Raw genomic sequence first — 15,271 nt, forward strand, 5'->3', positions numbered from 1 at the left:
ATGGGCGAGGGCCGCACCCTGCCGACCGCTGCGCTGGCCTTCGACAGCCGCTGCACGCTGGGCGAAAGCATTGTCTGGTGCGCGCGCGAACGTGTGCTGTGGTGGACCGACATCAAGGGCCGGCGTATCTGGCGCGGCAGCCCGGAGGCGGGCAGCACCCAGTGGTGGAGCACGCCGGGGCGGGTAGGGTCGCTTGCGCTGTGTGAGTCGGGCCGGTTGCTGCTGGGGATGGAGGACGCACTGTACTTCGTTGATCCCACCCGCCACGCTGCCGGCACCGGTCTGTCCTGTGAGCACCTGGCCGACGTGCCGATGGAGGGGACGGCCATGCGCATCAACGATGGCCGCCTGGACCGGAGCGGCAACTTCGTTTTCGGCTGCATCAACGAAGATCCCGCGCATGCGCGGACGGCGCGCTTCCATCAGTACTCGCTCGGGCAGGGCCTGCGTGCGCTGGACATCGCGCCGGTGGCCATCGCCAACGGTATCGGCTTCGATCCCGACGGGCAGGGCATGTACTACTGCGATTCGCTGCAGCGAAGCATCATGCATGCCCGCTACGATGCAGCCACCGCCACGATCACTGACGCGCGCGTGTTCGCGCTGATTGCAGGGGACGCCGAGCCGGATGGAGCAGCGGTCGATGCCGAAGGCCGCGTGTGGGGTGCGCAATGGGGGGCGGGGCAGGTGGTGCGTTACTCCGCCGCCGGTGAGGTCGAACTGCGCGTGCCTGTGCCTGCATCGCAACCGACCTGCGTGGCATTTGCCGGCGACGACCTGGGCACGTTGTATGTCACCTCCGCGCGGGATGGACTGGACGCTGCCGCACTGCACGCGCTGCCGGCCAGCGGAGGTGTGTTCCGGGCCGCGCTGGAAGGCGTGCGCGGCCTGTCCGAACCCCGGTTCGCAGACGCATGATCGCCATCGACTGGGGCAGCTCCAGCCTGCGCGCGTTCTGGTTGGACCGTAAAGGACAGATAGTGGACAGCCGGCGCTCCGACCAGGGGCTGCTGAACGCCAATGGTCGGTTTGCCGAGGTGCTGCAGGCACTGATCCACGACTGGGACGATGCGCTGGTGGTGATGGCGGGGATGGTGGGCAGCCGCCAGGGCTGGAGGGAGGTGCCTTATGTGCAGGCCCCGGCAGGGCTGCATGAGATCGCGGCGGGAATGCAGCGGTTGAACGATGCTGCCATCGAGCGCGAGCTGTGGCTGGTGCCGGGCCTCAGCTGCGTGGATGTGCACGGCGTACCGGACGTCATGCGCGGCGAAGAGACCCAGCTGTGCGCACTGCTGCCATTGCTGGGCCCGGGCACGCACCGTGTCGTGCTGCCGGGCACGCATAGCAAGCACGCACACGTGGTGGACGGGCGCATCGAGCGGTTCAGCACGTTCATGACCGGTGAGCTGTTCGCGGTGCTGCGCCAGCACAGCCTGCTCGGCCGGATGATGGTGGAGGCGCCGGATGATGCCGCCGCCTTTGCCGAGGGCATCGCACTGGCCGGGCGCCAAGGCAGCCTGCTGCATCGGCTGTTCAGCGTGCGCACCCGCGCGCTGTTCGACCAGTTGCAGCCTGCGCAGTTGGCCAGCTATCTGTCCGGCCTGTTGATCGGCAGTGAACTGCAGGACATCGATGCAGAGGGCGGCCCGCTGCACGTGATGGCCGCCGATGGCCTGGCCGATGCCTATATCTCCGCGCTGGCACTGCTGGGGCGACCGGCAACGCGGCACGCCGAAGACAGCGTGGCGCAGGGCCTGTACCTGCTCGCGCGTGCACGTGAGCTGCCGATGTAAGCGGAAGCCAGGCGCAACGGTTACTTCTTTCCACTCCGAACGCCGGTGACAGATCCCGGCACCCGCCTCAAGGAAGCAGGACATGCAACTTTCGCTGCTCGATACCTCCATCGTACTGGTCTACCTGGCTGCTGTATTCGTGCTGGCGCAGTGGGTTTCGCGGGAAAAGGCCGGCCACACCAAGGATGCCAAGGACTATTTCCTGGCCAGCAAGTCGCTGCCGTGGTGGGCGGTGGGGGCTTCGCTGATCGCCGCCAACATCTCCGCCGAGCAGATCATCGGCATGTCCGGTTCGGGCTATGCCATCGGGTTGGCCATTGCCTCCTATGAGTGGATGGCCGCCTTGACCCTGCTGATCGTCGGCAAGTGGTTCCTGCCCATCTTCCTGCGCAATGGCATCTACACCATGCCGCAGTTCCTTGAGCAGCGTTATGGCACCCGCATCCGTACGCTGATGGCAGTGTTCTGGCTGGGCCTGTATGTGTTCGTCAACGTCACCTCCATCCTGTGGCTGGGCGCGATCGCGGTCAGCCAGGTCACTGGCATGGACCAGATGCTGGCGGTGGTGCTGATCGGCGTGTTCGCGCTGCTGTACCAGCTCTACGGCGGCCTGAAGGCGGTGGCGCTGACCGACATCGTGCAGGTCTCGCTGCTGGTGCTGGGCGGGCTGCTGGTGACCGGGCTGACGCTCAGCCAGCTGGGCGAGGGCGCAGGCATCGTGGCCGGCTTCCAGCGCCTGTGGGAAGCCCATCCGGGCCACTTCGAGATGATCCTGAGCAAGGACAACCCGTTCTACAAGGACCTGCCAGGCATCAGCGTGCTGGTGGGTGGGCTGTGGATCATGAACATCAGTTACTGGGGCTTCAACCAGTACATCATCCAGCGCGCGCTGGCCGCCAAGGACATCGGCGAGGCGCAGAAGGGCGTGCTGTTCGCTGCTTTCCTGAAGCTGCTGATGCCGGTCATCGTGGTGGTCCCGGGCATCGCCGCGGTGATGCTGGCGCCGGGCCTGGACGCGCCGGACCAGGCCTACCCGACCATGATGCGGTTGCTGCCTACCGGCATCCTCGGACTGGTGTTCGCCGCACTGGTAGCGGCGATCGTGGCCTCGCTCGCGTCCAAGATCAATTCGGTTGCGACCATCTTCACGCTGGATTTCTACGCCCAGCGCAAGGGCCCGCACGACCAGGCCACGCTGGTACGCGTGGGCCGCATCGCCGCCGTGGTCACGGTGGTGCTGGGCATCCTGGCCGCCAAGCCGTTGCTGGGCAGCTTCGACCAGGCCTTCCAGTACATCCAGGAGTACACCGGCTTCTTCACCCCGGGCATCGTGGTGATCTTCCTGCTGGGCCTGTTCTGGAAGCGGGCCAACGAAGCCGGTGCGCTGGCGGCGGCGGTGGGCTCGTTCGTGCTGTCGGTGGTGCTGAAGCTGGCGTGGCCTTCCTTGCCGTTCATCGATCGCGTCGGCCTGGTGTTCCTGCTGGCGCTGCTGCTGGCGGTGGGCGTATCGCTGGCCACGCCAGCAGCGCCGGCCAAGGACGTGGTGCGCACCGACGACGTGCAGTACGCAACACGCACGTCCTTCAACGTGGGGGCCATGGCGGTCGTCGCGATCCTGGTTGCCCTGTACACCCTGTTCTGGTGAGGAGAGAGAGCATGACCCGCAAGACCCTGCTTGCCGTCGCCCTGGCGTTGGCTCCGTTGTCCGGCATCGCCGCCGAGCCCCGCGAAGACCTGCAACCCAGCGGGCGCTTCAGCGTCTATGGGCATGGTGCTGCTGCGACGCCGCCGATGGGCTGGAACCCGTGGAACGCATTCCGTACCGAAGTCACCCAGGACAAGATCCTGTCGGTGGCCGAAACCATCAAGCGCAATGGCATGCAGCAGGCCGGCTACCGCTATATCAACATCGACGATGGCTGGTGGCTGCAGCGCCGCGCCGACGGCGGCATCCAGATCCGCACCAGCATGTTCCCGATGGCGGCCAGCCGCAGCGGCGTGCCCAGCCTGCGGCCGTGGACCGACCACCTGCATGCGATGGGCTTCAAGGCCGGGCTGTACACCGACGTCGGACGCAACGCCTGCTCGCAGGCGCATGATGCGCACAGCCCCAACCTGCCGGTGGGCACGACGGCGCAGCGCGAGATCGGCCTGGAAGGCTTCGAGGCCAGCGACCTGGCCACGATGTTCGGGGAATGGGGGTTCGACTACATCAAGGTCGATGCCTGTGGCCTGGCCGACTTCGGCCAGGGCAGCAAGGCGTTGGCGAGCGCGACCTACCGCGAAGGGCGTCCGTTGATCGTGCGTGCCGATGCCCAGGCCACCGATGCGGACAAGGTCGAAGGCGCGTATGCGCGGGTCGGCAGGCTGCTGGCACAGGTCAACCCGGACAACGACTTCGTGCTGTCGATCTGCCCATGGGGAGAGGCCGGCGTGGGCAACTGGGGCGGCCGCCACGGCAACCTGTGGCGCACCAGCCCGGACATCGAAATGACCTGGGAAAGCATGCTGCACAACTTCGATACCGCATCGCGCCGGGAACTGTATGCCGGTCCGGGGCGCTGGAATGATCCGGACATGCTGGCGGTGGGACTGGGCGAATTCGGTGCCGACCACATGACCGAAGCGCGCACCCATTTTTCGATGTGGGCCATCCTGGCGGCGCCGCTGCTGGTGGGCTTCGACCTGAACCACGCCACCCCGGCGCAGGTGGCGCTGCTGTCCAATCCGGAGGTGATCGCACTGAACCAGGATCCGGCCGGCAACCAGGGCCGGATCGTCGCCAGCGAGGGGCCGCTGCAGGTGCTGGTCAAACCGTTGTCCACCCGTGGCGAACGCGGCGTGCTGTTGTTCAACCGGGGCGAAGCAACGGTGGAGGCACGGGTGAGCGCCGCGCAGATGCTGCTCAGCGACGCCGCCCCGATCCGGGCGCGCGATCTGTGGGAACAACGCGACGTCACAGCCACCGGAGGCGCGCTGGCATTCACCCTGCCAGCCCACGGCGCGGTGCTGTTGAAGGTCAGCGGGACGCCGGATACGGGCGGCGGCACGTCACTGGGCGAGATCACCGGCCGCATCCATGTGGCGGTGGACGGCCTGCCCGGTTACAGCGCCCGGCCGGCCGAGGTATCGGGCACCCCGCGGGTGGACCGCACACCGCAGGGCGGGCCGTTGCGCATCGCCGGCACGGCATACCCGCGGGGTATCGGCATCCACGCCAACTCGCGGCTCGAAGTGCTGGCATCGCGCGATTTCAAGCGTTTCACCGCGCTGGCGGGCGTGGACGACAGTGCGGCGGCTGCGTCCGGCAGCGTGGTGTTCAAGGTCTATGGGGACGGCAAGCCGTTGTTCACCAGCGCGCCGCTGCGACGCGGGCAGGCGCCGGCACGGATCGAGGTAGCAGTGCAGGGCGTGCAGGTGCTGGAACTGGTGGCCGAAGAGGCCACCGCGGGAGAAGGCGCGCGCACGCCGGTGGTGGCCTGGGCCGGCGGAAGCCTGCAGTGACCAGAGGCCTGCAGGGGGCGCGTACGGGGGCGGTCTATACTTGCGCCATGCAACCACCACGCGCTCCCGACCAGGTCCGGACATGATGGCGACGTCCAGTCGTAGCCTGCATGGGCAGATCGTGCACGAGCTCGGCAAGCTGATCGTGGCCGGCCAGTACAAGCCCGGGGAAATACTGCCGCGCGAAGAACGGTTGGCGGTGCAGCTGCAGGTCAGCCGCACCGCGCTTCGCGAATCACTGCGTGTGCTGGGGTCCAAGGGGCTGATCGAAACCCGCCAGAAGATCGGCACGCGGGTGCGGGAGTCCGAACACTGGAACCTGCTGGATCCGGACGTGCTGTCCTGGCACGGCGCGGCGTTGCCCACGCTGGCCTTCGTCGAACAACTGGCCGAGATGCGCGAACTGATCGAGCCGCCAGCGGCCGCCTTGGCCGCGCAGCGGCGTACCGATGCACAGTTGGCGCGTATCGGCCAGGCGTACGGCGCGATGGCAGCGGCAGAGGACATGGAGGCCTGGGCGGCGGCGGACCTGCGCTTCCACCACGCCGTGCTGGACGCGACCGGCAATGCGCTGCTGCGGCCGTTGTTCAGCGTGATCGAAACCGCACTGGGCAGTTACCTGCTGCTGTCCGCGCGCAAGGCCGATGCGGACTTCAAGTATTCGCTGCCGCGACATGCGCGCGTGCATGAGGCCATCGCGGCGCAGCAGCCCGAGCAGGCCCGCCAGGCGATGCTGGAGATGATTGCCGACTCCCGCAGCAACCTGCGCAGCGAGGCGACCTCTCCATGATCTGCGCGATTCCGCCTGCGGTGGCACTGGCTGCGATCCATACCGGACGCGCGGTGCCGTACACGCGGCCGGGAAGCTGCAGCGCGATCGCCAAAGTGCCGGTAAGCGGGCCGGTGCGCATCCATGCCGAAGGCATCGAAGGTGATGAACAGGGCGACCGCCGGGTGCACGGCGGCCCGGAAAAAGCCATCCACCACTATCCGTTCGACCACTATGCCTTCTGGCGCCAAGGACATCCGCATCCTCTGCTGGCGGCGAGCGGCGCCTTCGGCGAAAACTTCTCCAGCACGGGGTGGAGTGAAGATACGATCCACCTGGCCGACGTGATCCGGGTCGGCACGGCCACGCTGCAGGTGTCGCAGGGCCGCCAGCCCTGCTGGAAACTCAACGACCGCTTCGGCCTGCCGGACATGGCGCGCAGCATGCAGTCCAGCGGCCGCACCGGCTGGTACTACCGCGTGCTGGAAGGTGGCCGTGTGGCGCCGGGCGATGCGATGACCGTGGTGGAGCGGCTGTGCCCGGACTGGTCGTTGCGCCGGCTCGGCCATGTGCTGTTCGACCGTACCCTGGAGCGCAGCGTGCTGGAGGAAGCCAGCCAACTGCCGCTGACCGAATCGTGGAAGAAGCTGCTGTCCAACCGGCTGCAGCGCAACGAAGTGGAATCCTGGCAGTCACGGTTGCAGGGGCCTGAAACCCGGTAGCGCCACGCCATGCTCGGCGGCTTGCATCAGGCATCGCGCTGCATGGGCCGCTCGAACAGTGCGTTCAACGTAGCCCCCGACGTCGCACCTTCCAGTCCGGCGAAGCTCCCCTGTTCCTGCAGCTGCTGGGTGGCCTGCATGAAACCGCCCCAGGCCGCGCGTGCCAGTGCGCCGCCCAGGCTGACCCGCCGTACGCCCATCGCGGCGATGTCCTGCAGGGTGAACGCACTGGGGCCGCCGACCAGCAGGTTGACCGGCTTCGGCGCCACTGCGGCCACCACCGCCTCGATGTGCGCACGTTGCACGATGCCGGGCGCATACAGGCAGTCCGCGCCCGCATCAGCGTACGCGCGCAGGCGCAGCAGGGTGTCGTCTATGTCAGGTTGGCCGACGAAGAAATTCTCGGCACGACCGATCAACATCACGTCCGCACCCGAATGGTCGATCGCCACGCGCGCGGCGCGCAACCGGGCCAGTGCTTCATCCAAGGGCCGCAGCGGCTGGAAGGGATCCGGGCTGGCATCTTCGATGGACAGGCCTGCCACGCCGGTGTCGATCGCGCGCAGGACGGCGCGTTCGACATCGGCCGGCGTCGCGCCGAAGCCATCGCCGAAGTCCGCATTCAACGGCAGCGACGTGGCATCGGCCATGTCGCGCAGATGCGCCAGTACCTGCTCCAGGTCCTCAGCCCCATCGGCCTTGCCCTGGCTCCAGGCATGGCCGGAACTGGTCGATGCCAGTGCCTTGAAGCCGGCGCTCTGCAGGTAGCGCGCGCTGCCGGCATCCCACGGATTGGGAAGTACGAAGCAACCGTGCTGGTGCAGCGCGCGGAACTGTCGGCGGCGTTCGCTGGTATCTGGCGTGGGCATGGATGGAGTCCCGGTGGGCGGTGGAGGGAGGTGTCAGGACTGCGGAGCAAGATAGTGCAGCGCATCGCCTACCGGCGTGGTGCCCGCGGTCAGCTCGATGATCGCCCGCGCCAACCCACCCCGCCCCACCTTCGACAGGTCCATGGCGGCGATGGAACCTTCGGTAGCGCCGACCCATGGTCGGCGGAATGTTCCAGCCAACGGCCCGCTGCGCTCGCCGACCATGGGTCGGCGCTACCGCTTTTTTCTCTTTTTCATACGGGGCGGGCGGCCTCCGGAACCTGTCAGGGGCCGGGCGGGGAGGCTGTGCGGGACCTTGAGCGGCAGGAGCCGCGAAGAGCTACAAGGATGTACTTGCGGCGTGTCCTGCCAACCCCACCCGCCCGGCCCCCCACCCCAGACCCAGCGCAAAACGCCGCCCGCGAGGGGCGCAGCCGTTCGCCGCAGAACACTGCTTCCCGCACTGGAACCCCGGATACGAAATCAGTCACGATGCACGGCCAACCTCCCCACTGCTCCCCCTGGAACCCCCATCGTGCTGAGTGTCATCGCTTCCGTTCTCGCGCTGTACATCGTGCTGCGCCTGGTCTGGCCCCTGCGCCTGCCACTGGCCGCGCGCCTTTTCCTTGCCATGCTGGTGTTCGGCATGGCCCTGCACCATCGCATCGTCGCCCAGTTCGCCGGCACCATGGCATCGCCGGAAATCCCGAAGATGGCCATCGCCGTGCTCGCCACCGGCTTCACCGCCCTGCTGCTGGGGGCACTGTTCCTGCTGCTGCTGGATGCCGCGCTGCTGCTTGCGCGCCTGCTGCGCTCGGCCAGGGCCACCGCTGCATTGCGCGCGCGCTGGCTGCGGCCGGCGGCCGGCCTCACCGCGCTGGTGCTGGGCATCTTCGGTGTCAGCCAAGGCATGGCGGTGCCCAAGCCGCGCAGCATCGAGGTGGAGATCGCCGGACTGCCAGCCAGCTTCGATGGCTATCGCGTGCTGCAGCTGACCGACATCCATGCCAGCCGCCTCCTGACCGGCGACTGGGTGCGCAGGGTCGTGGCCGAAAGCAACGCGTTGAAGCCGGACCTGATCGTCATCACCGGTGACCTGATCGATGGCACGGTCACTGCCCGTGCAGGTGATTTCCTTCCGCTGGGTGAGCTGCAGGCACCGGACGGCGTCATCGCCATCACCGGCAACCACGAGTACTACGCCCAGTACACCGAATGGATGCAGGCCTTCCGCGCGTTGGGCATGCAGGTGCTGGAAAACACCCATACCGAGGTGCGCCGCGGCGATGCGGCGCTGACCATCGCCGGTGTCACCGACCCGGTGGCACAGCGCTACGACCTGCCGCAGCCGGACCTGGCAGCCGCCCTGCAGGGCGCCGATCCGCAGGCGCCGGTGATCCTGCTCGACCATCGTCCGCGCGAGGCGCAGGCCAACGCGGCGCTGGGGGTGAAGCTGCAGTTGTCCGGCCACACCCATGGCGGCCACATCATCGGCATGGACCAGCTGGTGAAGCGGGCCAATGGCGGCTATGTGTCCGGCCGCTACCAGGTGGGCGACATGACCCTGTACGTGAGCAACGGTGCGGGCCTGTGGCCGGGCTTCGCCGCGCGCATCGGCGTGCCTTCGGAGATCACCCTGATCACCCTGAAGGCTGCGCCGAAAGCGCGGGAATGATCTCCGCACCGATCTGTTCGATGACCTCGGCGGCGGGCCGGCTGCCGCTGAGGTTGAACATCACGTGGTCCACGCCGAGAACGTGCATGCGCTGCAGGTAGTCCCGGACGGCAGCGCTGCCGCCACGCAGGCCCAGCTCCAGTGGCGTAGCCGGCGCTGCAGGATCTTCCAGCAGCTGCAGCTGCGCGGACTGCACGAAGGGCTTGCGTGCACTGCCGAGCTTCTGCCGCAGGGCGTGCTGCCACAGTCCGATCCGACCTTCCTGCGTGGCTTCTTCGCGATGGTAGGTGGCCCAGCCGTCGGCATGCTCGGCGATCCACTGCAGCGACTGCCGGGCCGATCCCACCACCAGCATCGGAATGCGTGCGGCCGGCGCGGGCAGTACCGGATAGCCGACCTGCTGCAGCATCAGCGCACGCTCCTGCGCATCCGGCGAAAGTGCCGCGCGCAGCAACGGCCAGCGTTCGCGGAACATCTGCGCGCGCTGCTCCAGCACGGCACCGAAGGCGGCGAACTCTTCGGGCCGGTCGCCCGAGCCCAGGCCCAGCACGAAGCGCCCATTCGATACGCGCTCCAGGCTCAGGGCGGCCTTGGCGATGTGCAGCGGGTGGCGCAGCGGCAGCACCGCCGCGGCCAGTCCGATGGCGATGCGCGAGGTGGCGCCGGCGAGCAGGGTGAGCCAGACGAAAGGATCATCGACGGCACTGGCCTGCGGCGCGGTAGTGTCCGCAGGTGACCGCTGCGGCACCATCAGCGGGACATCACGCGCCCACAGCGGGGCGAAGCCCTGTACTTCGGCCAGGCGTGCCAGCGCGGTCGCCTGGCCGGGATCGGGCTGCGCACCGGCCTCGCTGCCCAAGGGCGTCATCAGGCCCAGTGTGAGTCGGCCCGGAGCGAAGAGTGTGTCGTAAGCGGCATTATGTCCGGGCACGGGCGGTGTCCCTTTCCTCGAGGACTGCAGCCTACCTGCAACGCCGTGCAGCGGGCGCCACCTGCGGTGGAATGCTGCAGGCCACTGTCGTATGGGGTCTCCTTCACCCGTGCTGCGCTAGGGTGGCCGCTCATTGAACGGAGGCGGTCGGATGCAGCATCGGGCAGGAAGCGCGGTTGGTACGATGCACCGCCGCTCCATGTGGGTGGCGGCGTTGTCCACCGTCGTGGAGTGGTACGACTTCACCCTCTACCTCTACTTCGCCACCGTGCTGTCACGGGTGTTCTTCGGCGGCGGCGAGACCGCCCTGTTGGCCACGCTTGCCGGCTTTGCGGTGTCCTACCTGATGCGTCCGCTGGGCGCGCTGTGCTTCGGCCACCTGGGCGACCGCCTGGGTCGACGCTGGATGCTGCTCGCTTCGATGGCATTGATGGCCGCGGCGATGCTGGCCACGGCGCTGCTGCCCACCCATGCCCAGATCGGTGCGAGCGCCGGCGTGCTGTTGTTGGCACTGCGCTGCGTGATGGCGTTTTCAGTGGGCGGCGAATACACCGGCGTGGTCGCCTACCTGCTGGAAAGCGCGCCGCCGCGCCGCCGCGGCCTGGTGACCTCGCTGGCGTCCGCGGCAAGCGAGGTGGGGGCGCTGCTGGCGGTTGCGTTGTCGGCGCTGACCGTGGCGCTGCTGCCGCCGGCGGAGCTGGATACCTGGGGCTGGCGGATCCCGTTCTTCGTCGGCGCCGCGCTGGCGCTGCTGATCCTGCTCGCGCGCTCGGGCATGCACGAATCGCCTGAGTTCGAACGCCAGCAACGCGAAGGCAGCGTGCCCAGTGCGCCGATACGGCAGATCCTGCGCACTCATCCGGGGGCAGTGGCGCGCACCTTCGCAATCTCCGCGCTGGGCTCGATCACGTACTACGTGGGCATCACCTATGTGCCGGCATTCCTGCATGCCAATGGGCGCGGGGAGGGCGAGGCGTTGTGGCTGTCGACCATCGCCGCGGTGGCGGTGATCCTGGCCACGCCGCTGTTCGGGCTGCTGTCGGACCGGTTCGGACGACGGCCGCTGCTGCTGGGACTGACCCTGCTGTCGGCGCTGTTGCCGCTGTCGATGTTCGCCTGGATGGCGCAGGCATCGGCGCTGGGAGTGGTCGTTGCAGCGGTCGTCCTGGCCTGCGTGGCCGGTGGCATCAGTGCCGTGGCGGCCTCGGCCACGGCCGAACAGTTCCCCGGCGAAGGTCGGCTGAGCGGGCTGGCGCTCGGCGTGACCATGGCCACGGCGGTATTCGGTGGTGCCACGCCGTGGCTGGCGCAGTGGTGGGTGGAGCGCAGCGGGTGGAACGCTGCGCCCGGTGCGATGATCGCCATCGTCGCGGTGCTGGTGCTGCCGGTGCTGTGGCGCCTGCCGGAGACCCGCCCGCTGCGGTAGCGCCGAGCGCAGCGGACGGCCGTGACGACCAACGGTCGTCACCCACCACCAGAGGACGGCCAGCGGCCGTCACCCACCACCAAAGGACGACCAGCGGTCGTCCCTACCGTTACAGCGACAGGGTTCTTTCGATGTCGGCCAGCACGGCGCTGGCATCCACGCCGATCGCGATCGACTGCATCGCCTGGCCGTCCCACACACTGGGACCGAAGGCCATGCCGGCCGGCTTGGGGATGGTCATCCCGCGTGCCAGGCCGTCGGTGGCCACGCGCACGCTGGCATGCTCGAATTCGAACAGTTCCGGCCGCGTCAGCGCGATGCAGGCACAGCAGTCGTGCACCACCATGCCCTTGTGGCCAGCCTGCAGGTAGAAGTCCACGTAGTCCTGTGACAGCGCGCGCACCAGGTCCGCATCGGCGCCACCGGCGTGGGCCAGTGCATCCAGTCCGTGGCGATCCATTTCCACCTGGGTGGTGACGTCCAGGCCGATGGCGGTTACCGGCCAGCTGGCGGTGAACACGATGTCGGCGGCTTCAGCGTCGCCCCAGATGTTGGCCTCGGCGGCCGGGGTGATGTTGCCGTTGACATGGAAGGCGCCTCCCATGATCACCACGCCGCGCACCAGCGAGGCGATATCCGGCGCTTCGCGCAGGGCCAGTGCCAGGTTGGTCATGCGGCCTACCGCGACCAGGGTGACCTGGCCGGGCTGCGAACGGACCAGGTCGATGATCAGCTGGTGCGCGCTGCGCGGATCGGCGGCCACCTCCAGCTGCGCCGGCACCGGGTGGTTGCCCAGGCCGTTGTCACCGTGGATGTGCACCGGCCAGGCTTCGGGCTGGGCATCGGGCTGCAGCGGGCCGGCGGCGCCGCGCGCCACGGGTGCGTCCAGGCCCCAGGCCTGCTTCAGGAACAGCGCGTTGTGGGTGGTCGATTCGACGGCGGCATTGCCGAACACGGTGGTGACGGCCAGCAGGTTCACCTGCGGATGCTTGTGCAGGTACAGCAGCGCCAGGGCGTCGTCGACGCCCGGGTCGGTATCGAAAATAACGTTGTGCATCATGTTGTTTTTCTTCTTCTGTCCGGGGTGGTGCGGGGCGCGCTCAGCGGCTGCCCGTAGCGTAGTGTCTCAAGTGTCCGGACATGATGACAGGCGGGCCCGGCGAGAGGGGGCTGACGACCAGTGGTCGTCATTTCCTGGCCGAAGAGCGTGACGACCAACGGTCGTCACCTACCAGACACGGTCGTCACCCACCGAGGGGGCGGCAATGCCCATCGGTAGCGCCGAGCCACGCTCGGCGAGCGCAGCGGGAGGGGCTGACGACCAACGGTCGTCACCCACCAGGGACGGTCGTCACCCACCGAGGGCAGTTGGCCTCAGTACTTCCAGCGCAGGCTGAAGGCCACGAAGCGTGGCTCACCGTAGTTGTTGTAGTCCAGGTTGGCCCAGTAGGTCTTGTCCAATGCGTTGCGTACGCTCAGCGTCGCGCTCCAGCTGTCGCTGATGCGGTAGCTGGCGTTGAACTGCACCAGCGCATACGCCGGCTGGTTCACCGTCACCGTGCCGCCCGGCGGGTAGGGCACGTTGAAGCCCTGCACCTTGCTCTGCCACTGCACGCCACCGCCCAGGGTCAGCCGTTCCCAGGCGCCACGCAGGCGCACGCTGGTGTTGAGCTGCAGGAAGTCTTCGGGCAGGTTCGCATACAGCAGGTCGGTGGCCGCGCGGGTCACCTTGACGTGGGTGAAGCCGGCATTGACCGTCCAGCCCGGCAGGATCTCGCCGTTGAGGTCCAGTTCCCAACCGCGCGCCTTGGTGCCGTTGATGCCGATGTAGGCCGAGCTGCCATCGCTGAGCGAACCGTCCGGCACGCTGGCATCGCGCACGGCGTAGTTGTCCTGCTTCGCTTCGAACACCGCTGCATTGGCGGTGAAGCGGCCGTCCAGCCACTGCGACTTGATGCCTGCCTCGACATTGGACCCTTCCACCGGGGCCAGCAGGTTCTCATTGCGGTCCTTGTAGTTCTGCGGATTGAAGATCTCGGTGTAACTGGCATACCCGGAAACATTCGGGGTGATGTCATACACCAGGCCCACGTACGGGGTGACTTCGTCATCCACCTTGTAGGCGCCGCTGGTGGCGGTGTAGGTGTTGGCGGTGTTGTAGGCGCGGGTGCGGGTCTCCCACGAACTCAGGCGCGCGCCGGCGATCAGCGAAAGCGGTTCTGCCAGGCGCAGGCGGGTGGATGCGTACACGCCGCGCTGCGTCGTGCGCGCATCGCGGTGCGCGCCGGTGCGGTTGACCACCAGCTCCGGCGCATTGCCATCCCAGGCGTGGATGTTGGGGATGTCGTAGCGCCAGCCGCCGGTGGGGGTCATGGTCCAGGCGGTCGACTGCAGGTCGGAGAAGCTGCCACCGAACACCACGTCGTGCTCGCGGCCGAACAGCCCGAAGGTGCCCGACAGATACACGTCCACGCCCTTCCGGGTGTCGTCTGTCTCGCCCGCCGCACCGAGCAGGTAGATGCCTGCACCGGTGGTCGCATCCGGATACCCGCTGCCGTACACGCGCACGTTATGCACGTTGCCGCGGGTGTAGGCGGTATTGACCCTCAGCAGCCAGTTTTCGCCGAAACGCTGTTCCAGGTTGGCGAACGCGGTGCTGGTCTGGCGCTGCCACCTGGCCCAGTCCGGGGCCAGGTTGGTGCTGCGCGGCAGGTGCGCGAAGCTGCCGTCGCTGTTGAAGAACGGCACCGTGCCCCAGGTGGTGGCGGTGGGGTTGTTGTCTTGGGTCTGGAAGCCGACCGTCACGGTGGTGGAGTCGGTCAGGTCGCCTTCCAGTACCGCCATGCCCGACATCTTGTCCTCGCTGTAGCGGTCGTAGTAGTAGTCCTTGTCCTGCCAGGCGGCGACCACGCGGCTGCGGAAGCGGCCATCGGCGGTCAGCGGCGCGTTGACGTCGGCCTGCATGCGGCGGAAGTCCCAGCTGCCGGCACTGATCGCGAAGGATGCGTCGAAGTCCTTGCCCGGGCGCTTGCGCAGCAGGTTGACCGTGGCCGACGGCACGCCGGCGCCGCTGAGCAGGCCATTGGCACCGCGGATCACTTCGATGCGGTCATAGAAGGCGGTGTCGTATTCCTGGTTGGTCGAGCCGCTGTAGGTCGGCAGGCCGTCCACCTGGAAATCGGTGATGGCGAACCCGCGCGCGTAGTACAGCGGGCGCTGGGTATCGTAGAAGGAGACGTTGACGCCGGTGACGTTGCGCATCACGTCGTTGATGCTGAACAGCGATTCGTCCTGCAGGCGCTCCAGGCCGATCACGGTGCTGGACTGCGGCGTCTCCTGCAGGGTGATCGGCAGGCGCGTGGTGCTGGACGCAACGGCGCGGCTGCCGCGCACGCTGACTTCGTCGAGGGTCTTGGCATCCGGGGCGGCGCTGGCATCGGCAAGGGTATCGGCCAGGGCCGGCGCGGTGGACAGCGCGGCCAGCATGGCAACAGTCAACGGTGCGTGGCGGAAGGAGGGAATGGCAGTCATGGCGGCTTCGATGTGGGCGTGTGAGTCAGGCAGGGCAACGCCGGCGAACGG

Annotated in this window: 12 protein-coding genes; 8 read left to right on the forward strand and 4 right to left on the reverse strand. The window is 67.9% G+C overall.

The annotated features are described in order from the left end of the window. The 6 genes from ACI2JH_RS11170 to ACI2JH_RS11195 all read left to right on the forward strand — a co-directional run bounded on the left by ACI2JH_RS11170 (nt 1) and on the right by ACI2JH_RS11195 (nt 6,788). Nucleotides 1-918: an SMP-30/gluconolactonase/LRE family protein gene (locus ACI2JH_RS11170; RefSeq protein WP_404736213.1), complete on the forward strand. Its 918-nt coding sequence runs from the start codon at nt 1-3 to the stop codon at nt 916-918. Beyond that, complete coding sequence (locus ACI2JH_RS11175; RefSeq protein WP_404736214.1) at nt 915-1,793, forward strand: 2-dehydro-3-deoxygalactonokinase; 879 nt, start codon at nt 915-917, stop codon at nt 1,791-1,793. Before ACI2JH_RS11170 ends, ACI2JH_RS11175 begins: the two co-directional genes overlap by 4 nt. 82 nt (nt 1,794-1,875) lie before the next feature. Further along, nucleotides 1,876-3,438, forward strand: coding sequence for a sodium/sugar symporter (locus ACI2JH_RS11180; protein ID WP_101098246.1), 1,563 nt, complete (start codon nt 1,876-1,878; stop codon nt 3,436-3,438). A gap of 11 nt (nt 3,439-3,449) precedes the next feature. After that, nucleotides 3,450-5,297, forward strand: a complete 1,848-nt coding sequence (locus tag ACI2JH_RS11185) for an NPCBM/NEW2 domain-containing protein (protein WP_404736215.1) — start codon at nt 3,450-3,452, stop codon at nt 5,295-5,297. A gap of 82 nt (nt 5,298-5,379) precedes the next feature. Continuing rightward, nucleotides 5,380-6,087: a FadR/GntR family transcriptional regulator gene (locus tag ACI2JH_RS11190; protein ID WP_101098248.1), complete on the forward strand. Its 708-nt coding sequence runs from the start codon at nt 5,380-5,382 to the stop codon at nt 6,085-6,087. After that, nucleotides 6,084-6,788 carry an MOSC domain-containing protein gene (locus tag ACI2JH_RS11195; protein ID WP_182655877.1) on the forward strand — a complete coding sequence of 235 codons (705 nt, stop codon included), beginning with the start codon at nt 6,084-6,086 and terminating at the stop codon, nt 6,786-6,788. Before ACI2JH_RS11190 ends, ACI2JH_RS11195 begins: the two co-directional genes overlap by 4 nt. Before the next feature lie 26 nt (nt 6,789-6,814). Here the strand turns inward: ACI2JH_RS11195 and ACI2JH_RS11200 are convergent, their stop codons facing one another. After that, a complete protein-coding gene (locus tag ACI2JH_RS11200; protein WP_101098250.1) occupies nt 6,815-7,657 on the reverse strand; it encodes an oxaloacetate decarboxylase in 843 nt (280 codons plus the stop codon). 535 nt (nt 7,658-8,192) lie between these two features. Here ACI2JH_RS11200 and ACI2JH_RS11205 point away from each other — a divergent pair. Further along, the gene (locus ACI2JH_RS11205) at nt 8,193-9,332 is read left to right on the forward strand and encodes a metallophosphoesterase (RefSeq protein WP_404736216.1); all 1,140 of its coding nucleotides are present in this window, start codon (nt 8,193-8,195) and stop codon (nt 9,330-9,332) included. Here the strand turns inward: ACI2JH_RS11205 and ACI2JH_RS11210 are convergent. Continuing rightward, nucleotides 9,298-10,263 (reverse strand): TIGR03571 family LLM class oxidoreductase, encoded by a 966-nt coding sequence (locus ACI2JH_RS11210; RefSeq protein ID WP_404736217.1) that lies wholly within the window; start codon nt 10,261-10,263, stop codon nt 9,298-9,300. The genes ACI2JH_RS11205 and ACI2JH_RS11210 overlap by 35 nt on opposite strands. 184 nt (nt 10,264-10,447) lie before the next feature. On the opposite strand from ACI2JH_RS11210, the gene ACI2JH_RS11215 reads away from it, so the two are divergent. Beyond that, complete coding sequence (locus ACI2JH_RS11215; RefSeq protein WP_404736218.1) at nt 10,448-11,689, forward strand: MFS transporter; 1,242 nt, start codon at nt 10,448-10,450, stop codon at nt 11,687-11,689. A 109-nt stretch (nt 11,690-11,798) separates the two neighbouring features. Here the strand turns inward: ACI2JH_RS11215 and ACI2JH_RS11220 are convergent, their stop codons facing one another. Both ACI2JH_RS11220 and ACI2JH_RS11225 read right to left on the reverse strand, forming a co-directional pair. After that, nucleotides 11,799-12,746 (reverse strand): nucleoside hydrolase, encoded by a 948-nt coding sequence (locus ACI2JH_RS11220; RefSeq protein WP_404736238.1) that lies wholly within the window; start codon nt 12,744-12,746, stop codon nt 11,799-11,801. Between the two features lie 317 nt (nt 12,747-13,063). Then, entirely contained in the window at nt 13,064-15,220 is a 2,157-nt protein-coding gene (locus tag ACI2JH_RS11225; protein ID WP_404736219.1) for a TonB-dependent siderophore receptor, read from the reverse strand. Nucleotides 15,221-15,271 lie beyond the last annotated feature (51 nt).

This window comes from Stenotrophomonas sp. NPDC078853, assembly GCF_044901215.1.
Taxonomy (GTDB): domain Bacteria; phylum Pseudomonadota; class Gammaproteobacteria; order Xanthomonadales; family Xanthomonadaceae; genus Stenotrophomonas; species Stenotrophomonas lacuserhaii.

Coding starts and splice junctions, on each gene's coding strand:
- ACI2JH_RS11170 (WP_404736213.1), top strand. CDS start 1: ATGGGCGAGGGCCGCACCCTGCCGACCGCTGCGCTGGCCTTCGACAGC.
- ACI2JH_RS11175 (WP_404736214.1), top strand. CDS start 915: ATGATCGCCATCGACTGGGGCAGCTCCAGCCTGCGCGCGTTCTGGTTG.
- ACI2JH_RS11180 (WP_101098246.1), top strand. CDS start 1,876: ATGCAACTTTCGCTGCTCGATACCTCCATCGTACTGGTCTACCTGGCT.
- ACI2JH_RS11185 (WP_404736215.1), top strand. CDS start 3,450: ATGACCCGCAAGACCCTGCTTGCCGTCGCCCTGGCGTTGGCTCCGTTG.
- ACI2JH_RS11190 (WP_101098248.1), top strand. CDS start 5,380: ATGATGGCGACGTCCAGTCGTAGCCTGCATGGGCAGATCGTGCACGAG.
- ACI2JH_RS11195 (WP_182655877.1), top strand. CDS start 6,084: ATGATCTGCGCGATTCCGCCTGCGGTGGCACTGGCTGCGATCCATACC.
- ACI2JH_RS11200 (WP_101098250.1), bottom strand. CDS start 7,657: ATGCCCACGCCAGATACCAGCGAACGCCGCCGACAGTTCCGCGCGCTG.
- ACI2JH_RS11215 (WP_404736218.1), top strand. CDS start 10,448: ATGCACCGCCGCTCCATGTGGGTGGCGGCGTTGTCCACCGTCGTGGAG.
- ACI2JH_RS11220 (WP_404736238.1), bottom strand. CDS start 12,746: ATGCACAACGTTATTTTCGATACCGACCCGGGCGTCGACGACGCCCTG.
- ACI2JH_RS11225 (WP_404736219.1), bottom strand. CDS start 15,220: ATGACTGCCATTCCCTCCTTCCGCCACGCACCGTTGACTGTTGCCATG.